Source organism: Ruegeria sp. BB10, from assembly GCF_056535725.1.
In genome coordinates, this window is record NZ_JBQFIW010000001.1 from 1,662,636 (window position 1) to 1,681,830 (window position 19,195).

Consider the following 19,195-nt stretch of genomic DNA (forward strand, 5'->3'; position numbering starts at 1 on the left):
TGCTCCCGAGGTACTCTATTTGATTGTGTTGAGGCACCGGCATTCAGAGCGTATAACTCCTGTAGTAACTACAGGATCAAGTGGAGGCACTTCACATGATTGCGATTGGTGAGGCTTCCCGGCAAAGCGGGGTCGGAATAGAAACCATTCGTTACTACGAGCGCGAAGGTATTGTGCCAAAACCCGCACGAGCTCTGAACAATCGTCGCCTCTATTCCGCAAGCAATGTGGGAAGACTTCGATTTTTGAAGAAATGCCGCGACCTGGGGTTTCCTCTATCTGAAGCAAAAGCGCTTTTGGAGCTGTCAGAAGGAACTGCCGAAGACTGCGGGTTAGTGAAAGAATTGGCCGGGACATACATTGCCGGCGTTCGAAGCAAGATTGAAGAGCTCAGAAGCCTGGAGTACGCATAGATTGAGCTTACCGCCAATTGTGAAAGCGGAAACCTTCAATGCCGGATGCTGCGAAGACTGAGAACGATGGATGATATCTAACTCTGGCCACTGTGTGGAAGCTCAGGATCCGAGATTTAGCCAAATCAGTTCAGACCAAGGTCTGTGGTGCGATAACAGATTGTAGTTCATAGTCGATTTCACGATGAGAGCGAAAGTAACTGACCTGAATATTGGCAATTGGTCGTTGTCGCGAGTCTTTCTTGCGGCCAGCATTTTCGTAATGGGTACTGCTACCGCAATCGTCGGGGTCTGGGTGTCAAATCGAATCCAGAATGCAGTCGTGCAAAACTCCGCCAACTCTGCAGCGCTATATATGGAAAGCGTAGTATCCCCGCTCAGTCAGGAATTGGCACATGGCGACCATCTTTCCGAGCAGGCGAGCCTGGCGCTTGACGAGATTTTCACGACCCAGCCAATGCGTGACCGCATCGTTTCCTACAAATTCTGGAAGAATGGCGGTGTGATTGCACATGCTTCGGATACAGACATTATTGGGAACCGTTTCAATCCAACGGATGACTTAAGGCAGGCGTGGAGCGGTGATATCTCCGGCTCCTTCGAAGAGCTTGATCATGCCGAGAGCGCCGCCGAGGCGGCATTGGGGATACCATTGCTTGAAGTTTACAGTCCCATCCGCGAACTCTGGTCCGGCGAAATCATCGCAGTTGCGGAGTTCTACGAAAGAGCCGACCAGCTGGAGATAGATTTGGCCAAGGCCAGGCGAACAAGTTGGTTGGTCGTCGGTTCTGCATTTCTGGCAAGTACTATCGTTCTGTATTCCATCGTCGCAATTGGTGACAAAACAATTCGACGTCAGGGGGCTCTTCTTAATCAGCGTCTGAAAGAAAGTGAGAGGATGGCCGAGCAGAATGCCCGGCTGCGTTTGCGTGTGGTCGAGGCGTCAGAAAGATATGCCACGCAAACAGACCGGTTCCTAAAAAAACTCGGTGCCGAGCTACATGATGGTCCTGCGCAATACTTGTCGCTCGCCGCCCTTAGACTGGAGGCGGCGTTTTCCAAAGAGTCCGAAAGGCCTAAGGAGGCAGAAGAAATTCAGCAGTCTTTGCAAAAATCTCTAACTGAAATTCGTGCAATATCGCGAGGGCTGTCCGCGCCTGATATCGACAGCCTGTCGCTCGTTGATGTTGTGAAGAGAGCCGTAGAGGATCATGCCGAACACAGCCCGTTGCGACCTGATATTTCATTCCAATGTAGCCAGACTCCAGAGTTGTCATTGTCCGACAAGCTGTGCGTTTTTCGGTTCCTTCAGGAGACGCTTTCCAATGCCGCGAGGTATGCTCCAGCTTCCAAGTGCACTGTTATCTCTGAGGCGCAGAGCGACTGCATAGTTGTGAAGGTAACAGACGACGGACCTGGATTTGACAAGTCAGAAGAAACCGCGTTGCGAGACGATGGTGGCCAGGGGTTAATGGGCTTGCGAGATCGGGTCGAGAGTATTGGTGGGCGGTTCGAAGTCGCATCGAGACCGGGCGAAGGCACCACCATTTCTATGACACTATTTCCCAGAAAGTTAGGCACATCATGACTACGTCTGTCGTAATAGCTGATGATCACCCGATATTCAGGGATGGTTTGCAACGAACGTTGGATGAAGCTGATGATTTTGAAGTTTTGGCCGCTGGGTCCAGCGCTGAAGAGGCAGTGTCGCTGGTCGGCACGCATCAGCCGGACATAGCTATTCTTGACCTCTCTATGCCCGGTGGCGGGATAAGCGCGACACGTGAAATTGCGGCAATGGAAAATCCACCCGTTATTGCAATCTTGACGGTCTCAGAGAACAGCAGCGATGTAGCGGACGCCTTGGAAGCGGGCGCGCTTGGGTACATTGTGAAGGGCGTGACCGCGAGCGAACTAACCGCTTCCTTACGCAGCATAGCCGCAGGTGAAGGGTTCGTTTCTCCGGGCTTGGCCTCGCGGGTATTGCTGCAAATCAATGCTGACACCGGCATGTCTATTAACAGCAGCGTTCTCGATGACCTTACGCATCGTGAGGAAGAAATACTTCGACGTGTGGCCAAAGGACTGAGTAATCGTGAAATCGCTGATGAGTTAGACCTTCAGGAAAAGACCGTGAAGCACTACATGACGGCAATCCTGTCCAAGCTTCATGCGCGAAATCGGGTAGAGGCCGCGCTTATTGCCCATGATGTTTGGAACAAGGGAGATTAAAATCGGTCTCTTTGACGGCGATGGCGGCCCCTCACCAAGAGACGCCGCCAACCGAGTATTGACTAAAGTTGCGGTTCAGTTGGCAACCGACTGCAACCTCCGACGATCAGAGGCCGTTGCGTTTCTTTCAACAACAGTCCGGTTGTACGGGTCTTTCAACTCGTAGCGCCCAAACTCGATCTCCTCTTTCCAACCATTGGCATAGTTCACTTCGATATTATTGCCCTGGCGTTCGATTTTCGTGGGCCGACTTCCAACAGTGCCGCTTTGTCCAGAAGAGCGAACGTTGTCGATTGAGATACCATTCGCCAAAGACCGAAGCCTTGAGACGTCAGCGCCGGTCGCGGGGCGTTCCTCAACAGTTCGGTTCTGCGCATTCTTTCTCTCATACCGCCCGTTTTCGATCTCTTCCTTGGTTCCGTCGGCGTACCGCACTTCAATACCGTTAGCGTTTGTTTCGACCTTCGTTATCCCAGCCGAACCCGACGGATTGCCCCCTGTTTGAGACCGATCCTTCTTTCCGCTGCCTCTATTGGAGCGTTTGGAGTCATCATCATCATCGTCGTCGCGACTACCTTTGCCTGATCCCGAATTGTCGTCCCGGTCATCATCTCTGTCGTCGTCGCGATCATCTTCTCTATCGTCATCCCGATCATCGTCCCGGTCGCCACCGCCGCCGCTATTGCCCGAACCTGAGTTGTCGTCCCGGTCACCGTCACTGTCACCACCACGGCCGCTATTGCCAGACCCAGAGTTGTCGTCACGATCATCGTCGCGACCATCCCCGTCGCTTCCCCTGCCGCTCTTGGCAAAGGCATATGACGGTTCAAAATGTAGGCGACCATCGGCGTCGAACGCTGGCACATAAGGCGTCGCCGTGATCAACGAAGCCAACGCTGCAGTACTTAGAAGTTGACCCAGCTTTCTTTGAATTTTCATTTTCGCCTCCAATTCTGAGCATCACGCTTCGTGACATTGAAGACACGTTATTTCTGGTCCGGCTTTTTCACATCGGGCTTAGGTCTGACGAATTTCAGGCCGAACGTCTTAATCAGATCAGTCAAGCCGATAGTTTTTTGTAGAGCCAAATGACAAGTTTAATGGGAGTTAACCCCGTCACCCTTCAACTCGTCATCAGGTTCGAGGTGAATGACAAAGACGGAACCCGGGTACAAACGCTCCAATTCTTCCTCGATGTCATTGCATATATCGTGCGCCGCGCTTAATGGCATTGTGCCGTCCACAACAAGATGAAACTCCACGAAGATGACATTTGCGGACCTGCGCCCTTTGAGGTCGTGGTACTCTAAGGCTGCGCCGAGATTTGCTTCGATTGCATTAGAAACGGTCTGCAAGTCATGATCCGAAAGGGTCGCATCCATGAGGCCATCGACGGACGCCCGAATAACTTTCCAGCCCTCCCACAAGATGTTCAGCGCAACAAGAATTGCCAAGATTGGGTCGAGGATCAACCAGCCGGTGGCAAGCGCCAGTATCAGACCTGCGATGACACCAACTGAAGTCATGACATCTGTAAAAATGTGCCGGGAGCTTGCCTCCAATGCAGGCGAACCCTCGCGCCTGCCGATTTTGAGCAATAGGCAGGCCCATGCGCCATTCACGCCCGTTGCAACGACGTTGACGACGATTCCAAGAAGCGGCGCATCCTCAAGATGCGGGTTTGGGAGTGCCAATACAGCTTCTCTGATGATCAAGAACGCCGCCAGCACAATCAGTACGCCCTCGACGACAGCGGAAAGATACTCGGCCTTTTTGTGACCAAAGGGGTGGTTTTCATCAGGGGGTTTATTGGCAACCCGAACCGCAAAGTATGCCAGCAACGCCGCAACGACATTCACGGTAGATTCCATTGCGTCCGACAACAACGCGACCGAGCCTGTCAGCCACCAAGCGAGAAGTTTCAGAGCCAGTACGGCAATGGATATCGGAATGGACCAAAGAGCGATTTTTTGTGTCATTTGGCCACGACCCTCAGTCAATCGTTACAAGAGATCCTAGGAACAGATGAGCTATCGTGCTTAACACGTAAGACAGGATTAGGATAAAGATGAACAGGGCCGTAGGGTCGGTCATGCTCGACCGGCTGTCGTGAATGGCGCTGGCACCACAGCGTCATACATCTGTTACTCGGATGGACCCGATTGTTACATACGACTAGCATCAGTGATTACTCAGCACGAAGGGAGACAAACATGTCGAAGTTCACCTATAGAACAACTGCCCATGGGGTTGCTGCACTCGTAATCTGCTGTTTCGCAACGGCCACACAGGCACAATCGGCGAGCGAGGAGATGTCGTTTTTCATAACCAGTGTGGGTAAGGGGGACGGCGCCAATCTGGGCGGCCTTGAAGGCGCCGATGCTCATTGCAACGAGCTTGCTTCGGCGGCCGGTTCTTCCAGAACTTTTGCGGCCTATTTGAGCACTTCTATGTCCATTGATCGAAGCACTGACCCGATGACAATCACCAATGGCATTTCTGCACGCGACCGGATCGGGTCGGGCCCTTGGTATAATGCCAATGGAGAGCTTATCGCCAACAATGTTGAAGAGCTGCACAGTGACGGCGTGAATATTAGTCTTCAAACCGCGCTCGACGAAAACGGTAACCCCGTCAATGGGCGTGGCAGTCAGCCGAACAAACATGACATTCTGACCGGCTCCGATTCCGCGGGTTACTTCTCGACGGCGGGTGGCGATACGACATGCAGCAACTGGACTTCGAATAGTGAGGACGGATCCGCGATTGTTGGGCACCATGACCGTGTAGGTCTCAACGATGCTCGAAACATGTTGTCCTGGAACTCATCGCACGGCTCGCGCGGTTGCGGAGAGGAACATCTGCCACGTTCTGGAGGGGCGGGCTTATTTTATTGCTTCGCAACCGACTGATCAGGCAGCATTGGTGCGCGTGACGCCCGCATTGAACCTGACATTACCAAGTCAGTCTGGGGATCGCGTTTTGGAAGCGGTTTTTGGGGAAATAGTCTAAATGCCGCTTCGTTGCGAGTTTACTAAATTGCAATGCTTGGGTGAGAAGGTTCAGTTTGGGCTGCTTCAAGTCACTTATGTGCAAGTCAGAGAAAGGCGCATCCGAGGAGGATACTGGACATTGCATTGTTTGGCCGGTTCCCGAAAGTCGACATTGCCGTGGGCGACACTGAACCCAAAGGTATTCATGTTGCATTGTGAATTAGCGGCAGCGACAAATCAGAGTGCAGTCGTCAACGTTGTGAGGAGCGCATCGAATTGACCCTGCGACGTGCTGATGTCAAGCGGCGAACGTAGCCATACTGCGATCTTGGAAACTGTTATGTTTATTGGCCGCTTTGTTTGCAATTTCAGGCGGTTCTCACCGTCCAGAATTGGTTTTCGCAAAACTGCAAAGCAGATCGACATGTCGATCCAACCAATCTTCGTCCAGGGCCTCGTGACGTATGAGCTTGCGAAAATAAGGTGCAGCGACTGCTAGTTCTATGAGCTGGTCAACCGGAACGTCGGCGGTGATCTCACCGCGGCCGATTGCGGCTGCAAATACTGCTTCTACACTTGCGAACCTGTCTTTCATGAATTCAGTTATCACTAACCGCGCCTCTTCGTCGGTGGACGCAGCAGCGACCACTTGAGGCGCGATCTGGCCCCATGGTGTGTCATTTAAGGCTCCCATCAGTACTCCGAGTAACCAGCGCAGATCAGATCGTAGCGGGCCATGGGTTTTGGGCGGTATGTTCGGCGGGGTTGCTATGCGCCTGAATGCTGCATCACGCAGACTGCGCGCATCTGGCCAGTGCCTGTAAAGTGTGCTGCGCGAAATGCCCGTTGCCTTTGAAACCGCGCCATGAGTTACGTGCAGCACGCCCTCATCCATCAGTATCCTTTGCGCCGCATCAAGTGCGGCCTGTCGTGTGGCGATCAGCCTGGGATCTTCTTTCAATCGCCCCTCCTATAGAACATATTGTTGCATAGCAGAACATTTTGTACTAAAAGTATGGCCGGCTAAAACTAAAGCTCAATACTCAATTCCGCGAACACGTCTTGTCAAAATGGGAGCGTATCAATGTTCAAAGTGGCAGCAACCCCGCTGGCGGTACTCTTATCGATTGGTGCGACAACCGCGCTGTCCGAGAGTGGCACTTACGAGCTGGATCCTGGACACAGCCAGGTCTTGTTCAGCTACAACCACATCGGGTTCTCAGAAACGTTTGGAATGTTCTCAGGTTTTAGCGGCGAGATAGAGTTCAATGAAGATGATCCGTCTGCGTCATCTGTCACAGTGTCTATGCCTGTAAAATCCATGATCACCGGCTGGGACGCCCGTCTGCAACACTTCATGTCCGATGACTTTTTCAGCGCGAGTGACGATGACGTGGTCACCTTCGCCTCAACCAGCATTGAAGTGACCGGGGACAATACCGCGAATATTTCTGGCGACCTGACCATGAATGGCATCACCAAACCTGTGGTTCTGGAAACAACGCTTAACAAGTCAGCGCCATACCCGTTTGGCCAAAAAGAGGGCACGCCGACCTTGGGTCTGGCAGCCACGGCGACTATCGTGCGGTCTGAGTTCGGACTTGGGGCCTTTGCACCTGCGGTGAGCGACGAAATAGAGCTCTTGATCAATATCGAAGCGCTAAAAGCTGAATGATGTGTGCAGGGGCACCGATACGGCGCTGAGCACTCAATCTTTAATTTTGGCGGATGGTCAAAGCGATGAATGTCTACCTGAGAACATTGGCGGTTGCTGTAACGGTGGTGGCATTGATGTGCCCGATGGTATCCGCACAAGAGCGCTCCTTGCCAGAGCGCACCTCGCCCCGTCCGGAAACGACAAGCGGCGTACCGCATACTCAGATTGGTGTCAAAATTGATGCCGAATTGGCCCAGCTATTGCTGGAGCGTGTTGCGCAATTCCGGGGTCACACTAGGCCCCACACGCATATCACTACCTGGCGCGATTGGTTTTCAACTTGATCCCGACATGTTGTTGTCTCACCCGAACTCTATCGTTGGTGGGTTTGAGTTTGCGCACATGCATCCTGATGGCAGCTTGCACGCTTCGCTAGACCCCGCAATGGCGCGACGGGCAGTTGAGGCGGGTTGGGCCGTAGCGCACCCGTGGGCCAATCAACGTCCTGGGTGGAGCGGCTTTGTTATGATCTATACACCGACGACACCCGAAGAGTTGGATGTCGTCATCGATCTGGTTGAAAGCTCGTACACCTTCATCACCGGCAACACCTTGGGCTAAACGCCTACCTGCTGACATTGCCGTTGCCAACTAATGCGCAAGTCAGTCAATAATCAGTCTTACCGGAATTTCAGGTGATCTGTGTTCCACTGTTCCGGACGGGCATGATCCAGAGATGTGGCGCACCCATAATGAGTGCAACTAGGATGTATATGGCGACCCATCCTCGCAACTTGTCAAAACCACATACCCCCAGTAGGTATTTGGTATGTTTCGCCCGGTCCTGTCGATATTTCTAGTTGTTGCATTCTCTGGCGCATCCGCAGCGTCCGCGAAGCATGGCTTGACCCATGGATCGGATCATTCTGGTCATCATGCTCAAATGGCGGGCGACGATCCGTTGGCTGATGCCGAAAAAGCTGCTGCGGATTGTTGCGACACCAGTAGCGGCATGGGTTCAACATCCTGTTTTGGTGATTTTGTCGCCACGGCGGGGATTTCGCCGATTGCTCCATTGGTGATCTCAGTGGGTGGTGTGACGCACGCTGGTTCCGATTATTCGAGCCTCGCACTGGGTGTCCCCACCGGTCCTCCGAAAGCCTGAATGGCTACGGGCGCTCGCCCGCAATCCGTTCAAATTTCACTTCAAAGGACCGACAGACATGATCACACGTCGTTACTTCACAGCACTGTCTGCAACTGCTCTCATCGCGACCGCTCTTCCCGTTCGTGCAGGCACCCCAATGCACGTGCTCAGCTCACCAGGTTGCGGATGTTGTCACGCATGGGCCGACTTGGCTCGCGCACGTGGCTACGCCGTTACCGTTGAGGAACTGACCGACCCCGAGGCACAGAAGTCAGCGCGGGGTATCCCGTTGAACCTCGCATCCTGTCACACCATAGAAGCCGATGGTTATGTCTTTGAAGGCCATGTGCCGTTTGAAGCACTGGAAGCCGTGTTGAAGGATCGGCCTGACATCACAGGGCTTGCTGTTCCCGGCATGCCAGTGGGGTCCCTGGTATGGGCGACGATCCGTCCGCCCGCTATGATGTCATTGCATTTGGGGGAAAGGCTGGAACCGGAACGGTGTACTACCGCGCGGGCACCGCGCAGCCGTTCGACACCTGATGGCTGGGCGCACAACATTATTGGTCACCGGCGGGCTTACGCTCGCCGGTTTCACCGTAGCATTCGTTCTGGCCCAGCCCACCAAAGCGGTCGGTCTATTGACACCGGATGACGCTGAACTGGTCGCCATTGGCCAAATAATTTACGCGGAACAATGTGCTGCCTGCCACGGAGCACGCCTGGAAGGACAGCCAAACTGGCGGATACGCGGCGAGGATGGTTTGCTACCGGCACCTCCGCATGACGCCACAGGGCATACGTGGCACCACGATGATGAAACGCTTTTCACCCTGACCAAATTTGGCCTGGCCGGGCTGATAGAGAATGCGCCCGCAACTGGTATGCCGGTCTATGAAGGTGTGCTCAGCGATGACGAAATCATTGCGGTGCTATCCTTTATCAAATCAACCTGGCCCGATGACCTTCGTGAGTATCATGACGAACTGAATGCCCAGTCCGAATAGGAAACAACTCAGATGATCAAACAAACTCTTTTCGGTTTGGCCGTTGCAATGGCTCCGATGCTTGCGGCTGCGCATTCAAAGTCTGAAGCAACGACACCGGCTGACGGCGCGACTGTCACGAACGCGCCGGAGATTTCCATGCGGTTCGATGATCCGATGCGCATCATTTCGATTACGCTGACCTCCTCAGATGGCGACGTCGAAATTGAACGCGAGACAGGTATGGACCCCGCCACAGAATTCCGGGCCATGCCGTTGGAAGAGCTTGCACCGGGAAGCTACCGCTTCGACTGGCGAGGTATGGCGTCAGACGGTCACCCGATGCAGGGCAGCTTCTCTTTCACGGTCGCTGAGTGACCGGACTGGCCCCATTGACGGTGTTGTCGTCTTGGCCATTTTGGCGAAAGCACTTGGCGCGGCGCTGCTGGCGATGGGCAGCATCCTGTTCACCGTTCTCTTTGCCACGCGCGCCGAGGCGTCCGTTTTGCGCCTTGCACGTCACCTCTCGGTCGGTGCGGCGCTTCTCGGTCTCGCCGTTCTGGCTCTACGTTTCGGCATCAGAGCGGCGCGGATATCCGGAATGGGCTTTGAGGGCGCGACGGACCCAATGATGCTTGGCATTGTCTGGGACAGCCCGCTTGGCACCGCTGCGATTTGGCGAGGGGTGGGCGAACTCGCGATATTGGCAATCCTGCTCCCCCGCGTAGGGCAGTGGGTCGCTTTGGCGGGCAGCCTTGCCATAGCGATTTCCTTTGCTCAGGTGGGACACTCGCTTGGAGAGCCCAGGGCGCCTCTCGCAGTCTTACTGGTTCTTCATCTTCTGGCAGTCGCCTTTTGGGTTGGCGCTCTTCTGCCCCTGCACAAAGCGGCGCTCACTCCCACTGGGGCCGATCTACTGCACCATTTTGGCAATGTCGCTGCTTACGGAGTTGCCGTCCTGATTGTTGCTGGCGCAGCACTCGCATGGCTGCTTTCGGGCTCTGTGGTCGCCTTGTTCGGAACGGCCTATGGATTGGTACTTTTGGCCAAGGTCGTTATCGTTTCTGCCCTTCTTGGCCTGGCGGCGCTGAACAAGCTGAGATTTGTTCCGGCTCTCAGGGCTGAGAAGCGTGGCGCGGAAATTGCTCTCCGGCGGTCGATTTCAATGGAGATGTTGGCTGTTGTCCTGATCCTGTTTGCAACGGCGATGCTAACCAGTGTGACGACACCTCCTATCAATCTCTGACGGCCTATGGTCCGAAGCAGGAGCTGAAAATACTTGTTACGAATGTCCGCTTGGGCTGCCTGCGGCTTGTTGCAGTAGCTATATGGCTAGAGGTGGGAGAGTGAGTTTATTGGTTGATGCTCCCTTTCTTAAGATATGGGCTTCCAGGCGTGCAGCTCACACGCTCAGCGTAGCCGCGTGGCACCCAATACCTGTGGGGCAACGAACGACACGACAATTTCTGCCATTACACCCATCTTAGCAACACTAGCTTTGTCGAACTCGACGTTTGGCATCGGACAGGCCAGCTGAGGATTTCCCTGCGGCATCTCGTCCATCAGAAACCGCATTTTGGCAGTCTGTCTCGGGTTGATATGCTTGAGCTTCACAGTGCATTCTTCAGCATCGGTTCTTTCGATGTCCCACAGAGACAGATATCCGGTGGGAGATCAATAAAATGTCCAGGGATCAAGTAAGTGGAGCCTGGAGTGAGCCTCCCAACTGAACTGGTCCACCGTTATGTTTAGGAAACGGAGGGCCACGAATGGCAAATAAGAGACCGAAGCCTGAAGAGATTGTCTCGAAGTTACGGCAGGTTGAAGTTCTGATGGGGCAAGGCATGTCCCGTCTTGATGCGATCAGACAGATCGGGTTGTCGAACAAACCTATTACCGCTGGCGGAGGAAGTACGGTGGAATGGGTGTTGATCAATTGAAGGAACTGAAACGGCTTCAGAAAGAGAACGAGCGGCTGAGACGCGCAGTTTCAGATCTGACGCTGGACAAACTGATCCTGACGGAAGCCACAAAGGGAAACTACTGAGCCCCGCTCGTCGTCGTGCTTGTATTAACCATGTACGCAACCAGCTGAACGTTTCCGAGAGACGCGCCTGCCGCGTGCTGGGGCAACACCGGTCCACGCAACGGCGCGTCCCACAAGGTCGCGCAGACGAAGACCGACTGGTGGCCGACATGATCGAGTTGACCCGACAGTACGGCCGATATGGCTATCGCAGGATCGCAGCGCTGCTGAGAGAGGCTGGATGGTCTGTTAGCGACGGGCGGGTTGAACGCCTGTGGCGACGAGAGGGGCTGAAAGTGCCAGTGAAACAACCGAAGAAAGGACGGCTCTGGCTGAACGATGGGTCGTGTGTTCGGCTGAGGCCGGAGTATCGCAATCATGTATGGAGCTATGACTTCGTTCATTGTCGAACCGACGATGGCAAAGCCTTTCGGACGCTGAACATCCTTGATGAGCACAGCCGGGAGTGCCTGACGATTAGAGTGAAGCGCAAGCTGAACTCAACGGACGTGATTGATGCTCTAACGGATCTGTTCATCCTGCGTGGCGCGCCCGGTTTCATTCGTTCAGACAATGGGCCGGAATTTGTTGCCCTGGCCGTCAGGGATTGGATGGCTGCTGTCGGGGCCAAGACAGCCTACATCGAACCTGGAAGCCCTTGGGAGAACGGATATTGTGAAAGCTTCAATGGCAGGTTCAGAGACGAGCTGCTCAACGGCGAAATCTTCTACAGCCTGCGCGAAGCACAAATCTTGATCGAACAATGGAGGAGACACTACAACACAAAACGTCCCCACAGTGCACTGGGCTACCGCCCGCCAGCGCCCGAAACCATCATCTCAATGGATCACAGGCCAATGATGCACTAACAATCAACTTGGACCAGTCAGATGAGGCTGCTCAATCCCACTTCATGAGCGGCATGGCGCTACCTGTACTTCCATTCGGGAAACCCCAAACTCAGGAATTTTCTCCTAAGTTGAGAAGACTTGGGACTCAAGTCAATTGCTAACAGGTAGGCCCGAAAATCGCGACAGCACTCCTGACTGATTCGCTTTTTTCTCGTAGAATTTTGAGTTTGACTGGCTACCATTTTCCCAATGGCAAATGGAATTCCACACCAAAATACTTACCAAGACTTCAAGGCAATATTCGTATTTTTAGATCTAATGGGTGCCAAATTTATTCTTGCCAACATGAATAGATGAGTCCGATAGGAGATTTTGAAAGAATAGACCTCACAGAATTTTAGCACCAGGAATTCAAGGATAAATGAACTGGTCTAGAATTAGTGACGCTACTCCACCGAGCTTGTTTTTTCATTACCCTTGACGAATTGAGTTTCATTTGAGGCAATAGGGAAGTCAGTTAATGTAATAAATGGTTTGTGAAATGATCCGATCAAAAAGGAAAAGAAAGATAAGCCAAGCATCTCGTGGAAGTCGACCAAGGAGCCAGCACAGTCGGCGCAATTTCAAATGGTTGGGGCGCGGTATGTTCAGACGTAGACGCGTTGGCTACGCGAACAAGTTCTCTATGTGTGACGGCGAAATTTAATGAGAATTTCGAAAAATATTGCACCGAGCTCAACTGGGTAGCGGGTCAAAGGAGAATTGGAAGATCACATTTATGGGCCTCATGGCAAATCGTGCTCGCTATTGCGAATATTAGTGAATGAAATATCAAAAATAGCGGAATTACATCGAATAAAAAGGAGAATTAAAAATGAGCAACCTTGACACAAAGATCGCGGCAGTAATTTATGTCAGAGTTTCGAGTTCCAAGCAAATTAAGGAAGGCGATGGGTTAGAATCGCAGCTAACCATATGCCGCGAGTTTGCACTTAAAAACAACTTAGATGTCGAAAAAGAATTTAGAGATATAGCGTCGGGTCGATTGGATAAAAGAAAAGGCATGAGCAGTCTGCTTAGTTATCTAAAACGATCTAAAGGGCATACGAAAGCCGTCATCATTGATGACGTCTCTCGGCTTGCCCGAGGTATGAAGGCATACTTGCGAATAAAGGAGGAAATCGAAAGCGCGGGCGGTAAATTGGTAAGCCCTCGACTTCGCTTTGGCGAAAGCGCCGATGAAATCCTGTTTGAGATGATGCAAGCAGTGTTCTCTCAGCACTTTAGCCAAAAAAATGCAGAGACAAACAAGAGCCGCACTCGTGGTCGAATGTTGAACGGATATTATGCTTTCAGCCGCTTGCCGGTTGGCTACCTGTATGTTCGTTCGGACAATCAAGGGCGAAAAAAGGTTGTAAGGGACGAGCCCGTGGCATCCATTCTATCAGAGATGTTATCAGGGTTTGCCGCTGGTCGCTTCGAAACTGTGGGAGAATCCAAATCGTTCCTTGAGAATGATCCTACATTCATGCGCTATATCGGAAAAAGCAAACTTACTTACTCATACGTCTCAGCGATATTGCGGCGCCCGTTATATGCAGGGCGCTACAGCAACCTCAAGTGGAACATCCCACTCACCAAAGGAAAGCATTCTCCACTGATCTCATATGAGGAACATCAGAAAATTCTGAAGCGTTTGGATGGAAAGGTGGTGGCTCGTGTCAGGCAAGATGTCAGCGAGGATTTTCCTCTCCGTGGATTCGTCCTTTGTGAAGCTTGCGGGAACTTCATGACCTCGAATTGGTCAGGAGGAAGATCAAAGCACTATCCTTACTACATTTGCCGAAAACACGGATGCAGCAGGGCCGGAAAGTCAATTCGAAGAGAGCAGCTTGAAGGTGAGTTCGAATCTTTGTTGCGCCAGATTCAACCCGAGCCTGGTTTCGTGAAGGTATTTTCCCAAATGCTGCGAGATGCGTGGGAGCTTCGGAGGCTCAAGGATAAACAGTCACGTAAGGAGCGCAGAAAGCGAATCTCTCAGATAAACAGTGAAATCGAAAAGACGACTGACAAGTACGTAGACACTGAGTTGGAAGTTGTGTCTTCGGCCCTAGAGAGAAAGCTAGAAAAACTACACAATGAAAAGGCCCATGAGGAGCACAAATTAAGAGAATTCGACCAAAACAGCCCAGACTTCTCAGATGCGTTCGAACCGGCAATGCGGATTCTCTCAAGCCCTTTGATATATGGAAAAGTCAACGCTCGAATGGCGAAAATCTATGCTTCGAATGATCTTTGCCGCTCCAGCGGTCTACAGCCATAAACAAGGGTTTCGAACCGTGAATCTGACTTTACCTTTCAGAGCGTTAGCGGATTGCAACGCTTCTGCGTCTGGTTTGGTGCCCCACACGGACTCGAACCGCGGACCTACTGATTACAAATCAGTTGCTCTACCAGCTGAGCTATAGGGGCACTGGGTGTCGATTACTTTCTCTTTTAGGAGACTGCAAGCCCATATTTTTATCTTAACTTAGTGAATGTCGGATTTCTTGGCAACGCGAAGAAACAACCCGGCAGAATGGTGTGGATTTGACTGTTCCGACCGCAAGCTGTAACCCGATTAGAAGAGTTGAAAGCAAGGACAAGAACCGAAAATGAAGGTTGCTATCCACGCGGGCGCGGCTTTTACAGATGAAGGCCGCGTGCTGAACTCGTTGAAGAAAAACTTAGGCATCCTGAAAAATAATGGGGTCAAGATATATGGCGCGCGGCGATACAACTGGACCTTCAATCCTATATTCGAAAAGTTAGGAACTGAGGCCGTCGACTTACCCCAAAACCTCAATAGCATTCTGCCAAACGATGCACATACCCAGCGAGCGATCTTTTCCAGCGGAAGATTCGCGGGTGAACCGGCTGATGCCTTGCAGGAAGGGCAGCTGTATCCTTTAGCCGGTCGCAGAATGGCGCTGTTGGAGCAAGCCTTTGGTGAACACCAACTTGAATTGTTCATAGGGCTCAGAAATCCGGGCAGCTTTATCCCCAAACTCCTGATGTCGCTGCCCGAAGGTGAGCGTGCCGAAATTGTTCGAAACACTGACCTGAGCTGCCTTAGCTGGATCGGCATGATCGAAGACATTCAGGACCTCGCCCCCAGCGTTCAAATCACATTGTGGAGCAATGAGGACACCCCGTTTATCTGGGGGGACATTATACGGTCTTTGACTGGCTTGGACGACAGTACGGTGCTGGTGGATGAATATGACCTGTTGGCGACTTTGCTGGATGAAGCCGGAAAAACCAAATTGCTGGCCCTGAGCAACCAAATTGAGCCGCAAGACAGGTCAGCCCTGCATGAACAGTTGGCTCAGATCTTTGAAGAGCACGCGCTGCCTGAGAAAATCGAGGAAGAGTTGGACTTGCCCGGCTGGTCCACCGAGATCGTGGACGCGTTTTCCGAACTGTACGAACAGGATCTTGAACGGCTTGGTGCCGTACCGGGCGTGCGTGTTCTGAAACCCTGATCGTGAATGTGAGGGACCCGCATGACAAGAATCGTCAGACGGACCCAGCCCTGTTTCAGCTCATGCCCAGCGCTTCCTTGTACATCTCAAGCACCGCCTCTTCTTCGGCAATATCGTCCTTGTCGCGCTTGCGCAGCGCGATTACTTTGCGCATGACCTTGGTGTCGTAGCCACGGGCTTTGGCCTCGGCCATCACCTCTTTTTGCTGTTCCGCAAGGTCTTTCTTTTCTGCGTCCAGGCGTTCAAAGCGTTCGATGAACTGGCGCAGCTCACCCGCGGTAACACGATAATTCGCAGTGGCCTGATCTTCGGTCATGTCATCCATTAATGTCTCTCCCAGAGGTGGATATCTGATGCTGTGACAGCGGGCACTACGCCGGATACATTGATGCCGCACGGGCCGCAAGCACCCAATCCTGCCGGGCTTGTGTGACCAGTGGCGATCCGCTAAGCGCTGGTGGAATTGACAAGCAAATGTGGGGAACCATGTTCGAATTCATCACCTGGGGCGGTGCCGCCCTGTCGCTTGCCGGGCTCTGCGGCCTGGTTTGGTGTATCCTGCGTGTGATGAAGGCGCGCAAGTCCGGCCTGTCGGACGAGGAACTGCGCGCTGTTGTTCAAGGTGTATTGCCGTGGAACCTGGCATCACTGTTTTTGTCGGTTCTTGGCCTGATGGTGGTGATCGTCGGTATTTCTTTCGGCTGACCGTTGAATTCAAACGGGCAGATTATCAAAGCGCGCTTCCATCGCATCTTCGCACAGGGCTGCATCCAAACGACGTAGGCGCGACGGGACATGCATTCCCTGCTGGCGCATCCGTTGAATCACCTTGGCCACACTCGGTTGCAATGCCAGACGTGTATCAAGGCACGCTCCGCTGAGCTTTTCTTCAAGTTGTTCGGCTTCTGAGTATAAATTGACTGACGACATTTCTATCCTCCCAAATGTCTTCATTTAGTCTGATATATGTGACCGTTTTAAGACCCGTTTAGATTGCCACACAATCGCGCGGAAAACCGCCTGTTCGTCGGGCTATTTTTACGACCGGGGGCGATTTGATTAAATTTTACTCGAAACGCGGCTACCCTGCTTTGACCCGCATCAAATCACGCAGTGTTGATTGCAATATATTCCGTAATTGATATATGAAATACCGACATAGGCGGAGGACCACATGACACCAAAAGTAAAAGCGTTTTTCGACCCCGAGACCTTTACGGTTTCTTACTTGGCGCAAGAGCCCGAAGGGCTTGCATGCGCGATTATCGACAGCGTTCTGGATTTTGACCATGCCTCTGGCCGGACGGGTACGCACGCAGCCGATAAGATCATCGAGTACGTGCGGGCGAACAACCTGCGGGTTGAATGGATTCTGGAAAGCCATGTGCACGCCGACCACTTATCCGCTGCCCCCTATCTGCAGGAAAAGCTGGGCGGCAAGATCGGGATCGGGGATCAGATCGTTACCATTCAGGAAACCTTCGGTAAAATCTTTAACGAAGGGACCGAGTTTCAGCGGGACGGCAGTCAGTTCGACGCCTTGTTCCGCGAAGGCGACAGCTTTCACGTTGGTCAGATGCGCGGCGATGTTCTGCATACGCCCGGCCACACTCCGGCCTGCCTGACCTATGTGATTGGCGATGCCGCGTTTGTCGGCGACACTCTGTTCATGCCCGATTTCGGCACGGCGCGCTGTGATTTTCCAGGTGGGTCATCCGCAACGCTATACGAATCGATCCAAAAAATTCTGGCACTACCGGATCAGACGCGCGTCTTTGTGGGGCATGATTACATGGCGCCGGGGCGCGACGAATATGCTTGGGAAACAACCGTGGGAGAGCAAAAGGCGCTGAACGTCCATATTGGTCAAGGACGCTCTGTCGAAGAGTTCGTTGAAATGCGCGACGCCCGTGATGCAACGCTGCCCATGCCCCGCCTGATTCTGCCGTCGCTGCAGGTGAATATGCGTGCAGGGCAGATGCCACCTGCCGATGAAGATGGCGACGTTTACCTGAAACTGCCACTGAACAAACTCTGAAACATTGGCGGCTGTCACGCAAAGGACAAACAATGCAACCTGAATGGATATGGGGCCTTGGCGGAGGTCTTCTAATTGGGCTGAGTGCTGCCCTTTATTTACTGGGCAATGGGCGCATCATGGGGGCCAGTGGCATTCTGGGCGGACTGGTCGACGGCAGTGATCGATCACTTGAACGGCTGGCTTTTCTTGCGGGATTGATCGGAGTGCCCTTGTTGCTGCGACCCCTGCTCTTGCCCGCGGCCCAAACTCATCTGACCGGGAACATCACCCTCGTGATTATCGCCGGTCTATTGGTGGGCTTGGGCACACGCATCGCCAATGGGTGTACATCGGGGCACGGCGTTTGCGGAATATCCCGATTTTCCCTGCGGGGCATTGTCGCCACAATCGTCTACATCATGGCTGGGATCGCAACGGTCGCTCTGCTGCGCCATGTCTGGGGGCTGATCTGATGCGCGTAGTCATTTCATTTCTTGCAGGATCGTTGTTCGGAATCGGCCTGCTGATCTCTGGTATGACCGACACAACCAAAGTGCAGGGCTGGTTGGATATGTTCGGACAATGGGATCCAACGCTCGCCTTTGTGATGGCTGGGGCGATCCTTCCCATGCTTGTCGCATGGCGGTTGACGTCCAACCGCCGCCCACTGACCGGAGGGAGGTTTCCGCAAAAAGCCGCACCCGAATTGGACCGCCAGTTGATCTTTGGCTCTGTTCTGTTTGGCATGGGTTGGGGATTGGTTGGGCTGTGCCCCGGACCGGCCCTTGCCTCGCTTGGCTATGGGGGAGTTGGCGGAATTGTGTTCCTGATCGCCATGATTGTGGGCATGGTTGCGGCCCCTACCCTTGGTGCGCAACTGGACAGAGCCGCCAACGCGGCCTAAGCAATTGCCATGGAGATTCGCCCGATTACCCCCCGCTATGCCGTCTCGCCGCAAATTTCGGTCGAGGACGTCCCAGCCATCGCCGATGCCGGTTTTGTCAAAGTGATTTGCAACCGGCCCAATGTCGAGGTTCCTGCGGACATGCAATCAGACGCCATCGGCGACGCGGTGCGTGCGGCGGGTATGGAATACGAGGTTCTGGAACTGACCCACCAGACCATGACCCCTGAAAATGTGGCCCTGCAACGCGAGTTGGCCGAAAGCTGCGGCGGACCGGTTCTGGCCTATTGCGCCTCGGGCACGCGGTGTTCGGTAGTGTGGGCATTGGGGCAGTGCGATCGGATGAGTGCGGACGACATCCTGAACGCGACTACCAAAGCGGGTTACACGCTGGACAACCTGCGCCCGATCCTTGAACAGATCCGCGGCGACACTGAGTAAA

The 19,195-nt window shown here is 53.2% G+C and carries 24 protein-coding genes, 1 tRNA gene and 1 pseudogene; 19 read left to right on the forward strand and 7 right to left on the reverse strand.

Annotation, left to right across the window (positions count from 1 at the left end):
* Window positions 1–95 precede the first annotated feature (95 nt).
* From ACR3EP_RS08435 to ACR3EP_RS08445, 3 genes are all read left to right on the forward strand, one after another.
* The gene (locus tag ACR3EP_RS08435) at window positions 96–413 is read left to right on the forward strand and encodes a MerR family transcriptional regulator (protein WP_480637297.1); all 318 of its coding nucleotides are present in this window, start codon (window positions 96–98) and stop codon (window positions 411–413) included.
* Window positions 414–597: 184 nt separating this feature from the next.
* Window positions 598–2,001, forward strand: coding sequence for a sensor histidine kinase (locus tag ACR3EP_RS08440; RefSeq protein ID WP_480637299.1), 1,404 nt, complete (start codon window positions 598–600; stop codon window positions 1,999–2,001).
* Window positions 1,998–2,645, forward strand: coding sequence for a response regulator (locus ACR3EP_RS08445; protein WP_480637301.1), 648 nt, complete (start codon window positions 1,998–2,000; stop codon window positions 2,643–2,645). Before ACR3EP_RS08440 ends, ACR3EP_RS08445 begins: the two co-directional genes overlap by 4 nt.
* Window positions 2,646–2,720: 75 nt before the next feature.
* On the opposite strand, the gene ACR3EP_RS08450 is transcribed toward ACR3EP_RS08445, so the two are convergent.
* Together ACR3EP_RS08450 and ACR3EP_RS08455 are read right to left on the reverse strand one after the other, a co-directional pair.
* Complete coding sequence (locus ACR3EP_RS08450) at window positions 2,721–3,596, reverse strand: hypothetical protein (RefSeq protein WP_480637303.1); 876 nt, start codon at window positions 3,594–3,596, stop codon at window positions 2,721–2,723.
* Between the two features lie 146 nt (window positions 3,597–3,742).
* Window positions 3,743–4,624: a cation diffusion facilitator family transporter gene (locus ACR3EP_RS08455; protein WP_480637305.1), complete on the reverse strand. Its 882-nt coding sequence runs from the start codon at window positions 4,622–4,624 to the stop codon at window positions 3,743–3,745.
* Window positions 4,625–4,858: 234 nt separating this feature from the next.
* On the opposite strand from ACR3EP_RS08455, the gene ACR3EP_RS08460 reads away from it, so the two are divergent.
* A complete protein-coding gene (locus tag ACR3EP_RS08460) occupies window positions 4,859–5,557 on the forward strand; it encodes a hypothetical protein (protein ID WP_480637307.1) in 699 nt (232 codons plus the stop codon).
* A 460-nt stretch (window positions 5,558–6,017) separates the two neighbouring features.
* Here ACR3EP_RS08460 and ACR3EP_RS08465 read toward each other — a convergent pair whose 3' ends face one another.
* Window positions 6,018–6,599, reverse strand: coding sequence for a TetR/AcrR family transcriptional regulator (locus ACR3EP_RS08465; protein ID WP_170351310.1), 582 nt, complete (start codon window positions 6,597–6,599; stop codon window positions 6,018–6,020).
* A 123-nt stretch (window positions 6,600–6,722) separates the two neighbouring features.
* On the opposite strand from ACR3EP_RS08465, the gene ACR3EP_RS08470 reads away from it, so the two are divergent.
* From ACR3EP_RS08470 to ACR3EP_RS08500, 7 genes are all read left to right on the forward strand, one after another.
* Entirely contained in the window at window positions 6,723–7,313 is a 591-nt protein-coding gene (locus ACR3EP_RS08470) for a YceI family protein (protein WP_170351311.1), read from the forward strand.
* Between the two features lie 222 nt (window positions 7,314–7,535).
* Window positions 7,536–7,916, forward strand: coding sequence for a luciferase domain-containing protein (locus ACR3EP_RS08475; RefSeq protein ID WP_480637309.1), 381 nt, complete (start codon window positions 7,536–7,538; stop codon window positions 7,914–7,916).
* A 322-nt stretch (window positions 7,917–8,238) separates the two neighbouring features.
* Window positions 8,239–8,460 carry a hypothetical protein gene (locus tag ACR3EP_RS08480; protein WP_480637311.1) on the forward strand — a complete coding sequence of 74 codons (222 nt, stop codon included), beginning with the start codon at window positions 8,239–8,241 and terminating at the stop codon, window positions 8,458–8,460.
* 139 nt (window positions 8,461–8,599) lie between these two features.
* Entirely contained in the window at window positions 8,600–9,097 is a 498-nt protein-coding gene (locus tag ACR3EP_RS08485) for a DUF411 domain-containing protein (protein WP_480639008.1), read from the forward strand.
* The gene (locus ACR3EP_RS08490; protein WP_170351315.1) at window positions 8,985–9,449 is read left to right on the forward strand and encodes a c-type cytochrome; all 465 of its coding nucleotides are present in this window, start codon (window positions 8,985–8,987) and stop codon (window positions 9,447–9,449) included. Before ACR3EP_RS08485 ends, ACR3EP_RS08490 begins: the two co-directional genes overlap by 113 nt.
* Before the next feature lie 12 nt (window positions 9,450–9,461).
* On the forward strand, window positions 9,462–9,806 hold the full coding sequence (locus tag ACR3EP_RS08495; protein WP_226689772.1) for a copper resistance CopC family protein: 345 nt from the start codon (window positions 9,462–9,464) through the stop codon (window positions 9,804–9,806).
* A 31-nt stretch (window positions 9,807–9,837) separates the two neighbouring features.
* The gene (locus ACR3EP_RS08500; RefSeq protein ID WP_480637313.1) at window positions 9,838–10,674 is read left to right on the forward strand and encodes a copper resistance D family protein; all 837 of its coding nucleotides are present in this window, start codon (window positions 9,838–9,840) and stop codon (window positions 10,672–10,674) included.
* A gap of 164 nt (window positions 10,675–10,838) precedes the next feature.
* Here ACR3EP_RS08500 and ACR3EP_RS08505 read toward each other — a convergent pair whose 3' ends face one another.
* Window positions 10,839–11,003 (reverse strand): hypothetical protein, encoded by a 165-nt coding sequence (locus ACR3EP_RS08505; protein WP_170351317.1) that lies wholly within the window; start codon window positions 11,001–11,003, stop codon window positions 10,839–10,841.
* A gap of 194 nt (window positions 11,004–11,197) precedes the next feature.
* Between ACR3EP_RS08505 and ACR3EP_RS08510 the strand changes: the two are divergent.
* Both ACR3EP_RS08510 and ACR3EP_RS08515 read left to right on the forward strand, forming a co-directional pair.
* Window positions 11,198–12,323, forward strand: a pseudogene (locus ACR3EP_RS08510) (IS3 family transposase).
* Window positions 12,324–13,179: 856 nt separating this feature from the next.
* Window positions 13,180–14,628 carry a recombinase family protein gene (locus tag ACR3EP_RS08515; protein WP_480637315.1) on the forward strand — a complete coding sequence of 483 codons (1,449 nt, stop codon included), beginning with the start codon at window positions 13,180–13,182 and terminating at the stop codon, window positions 14,626–14,628.
* A gap of 74 nt (window positions 14,629–14,702) precedes the next feature.
* On the opposite strand, the gene ACR3EP_RS08520 is transcribed toward ACR3EP_RS08515, so the two are convergent.
* A tRNA-Thr gene (locus tag ACR3EP_RS08520) sits at window positions 14,703–14,777 on the reverse strand.
* Window positions 14,778–14,959: 182 nt separating this feature from the next.
* On the opposite strand from ACR3EP_RS08520, the gene ACR3EP_RS08525 reads away from it, so the two are divergent.
* A complete protein-coding gene (locus ACR3EP_RS08525; RefSeq protein ID WP_480637317.1) occupies window positions 14,960–15,829 on the forward strand; it encodes a hypothetical protein in 870 nt (289 codons plus the stop codon).
* Between the two features lie 55 nt (window positions 15,830–15,884).
* Here the strand turns inward: ACR3EP_RS08525 and ACR3EP_RS08530 are convergent, their stop codons facing one another.
* Window positions 15,885–16,154, reverse strand: a complete 270-nt coding sequence (locus ACR3EP_RS08530; RefSeq protein WP_058282431.1) for a DUF2312 domain-containing protein — start codon at window positions 16,152–16,154, stop codon at window positions 15,885–15,887.
* A gap of 161 nt (window positions 16,155–16,315) precedes the next feature.
* Here ACR3EP_RS08530 and ACR3EP_RS08535 point away from each other — a divergent pair, with 161 nt between their 5' ends.
* Window positions 16,316–16,534: a hypothetical protein gene (locus ACR3EP_RS08535; protein WP_170351324.1), complete on the forward strand. Its 219-nt coding sequence runs from the start codon at window positions 16,316–16,318 to the stop codon at window positions 16,532–16,534.
* A 9-nt stretch (window positions 16,535–16,543) separates the two neighbouring features.
* On the opposite strand, the gene ACR3EP_RS08540 is transcribed toward ACR3EP_RS08535, so the two are convergent.
* Window positions 16,544–16,759 carry a hypothetical protein gene (locus ACR3EP_RS08540; protein ID WP_170351325.1) on the reverse strand — a complete coding sequence of 72 codons (216 nt, stop codon included), beginning with the start codon at window positions 16,757–16,759 and terminating at the stop codon, window positions 16,544–16,546.
* Between the two features lie 244 nt (window positions 16,760–17,003).
* Between ACR3EP_RS08540 and ACR3EP_RS08545 the strand changes: the two genes are divergently transcribed.
* Genes ACR3EP_RS08545 through ACR3EP_RS08560 form a run of 4 tightly spaced genes read left to right on the forward strand, consistent with a single transcriptional unit; the run spans window position 17,004 to window position 19,194 of the window.
* Entirely contained in the window at window positions 17,004–17,867 is an 864-nt protein-coding gene (locus ACR3EP_RS08545) for an MBL fold metallo-hydrolase (RefSeq protein ID WP_480637319.1), read from the forward strand.
* Between the two features lie 32 nt (window positions 17,868–17,899).
* Window positions 17,900–18,322 (forward strand): YeeE/YedE family protein, encoded by a 423-nt coding sequence (locus ACR3EP_RS08550; RefSeq protein ID WP_170379201.1) that lies wholly within the window; start codon window positions 17,900–17,902, stop codon window positions 18,320–18,322.
* On the forward strand, window positions 18,322–18,753 hold the full coding sequence (locus tag ACR3EP_RS08555; protein WP_170398798.1) for a DUF6691 family protein: 432 nt from the start codon (window positions 18,322–18,324) through the stop codon (window positions 18,751–18,753). The genes ACR3EP_RS08550 and ACR3EP_RS08555 overlap by 1 nt, the downstream gene beginning before the upstream one ends.
* A 9-nt stretch (window positions 18,754–18,762) precedes the next feature.
* Window positions 18,763–19,194 (forward strand): protein tyrosine phosphatase family protein, encoded by a 432-nt coding sequence (locus ACR3EP_RS08560; protein WP_170362573.1) that lies wholly within the window; start codon window positions 18,763–18,765, stop codon window positions 19,192–19,194.
* The last annotated feature ends 1 nt before the right edge of the window (window position 19,195 follow it).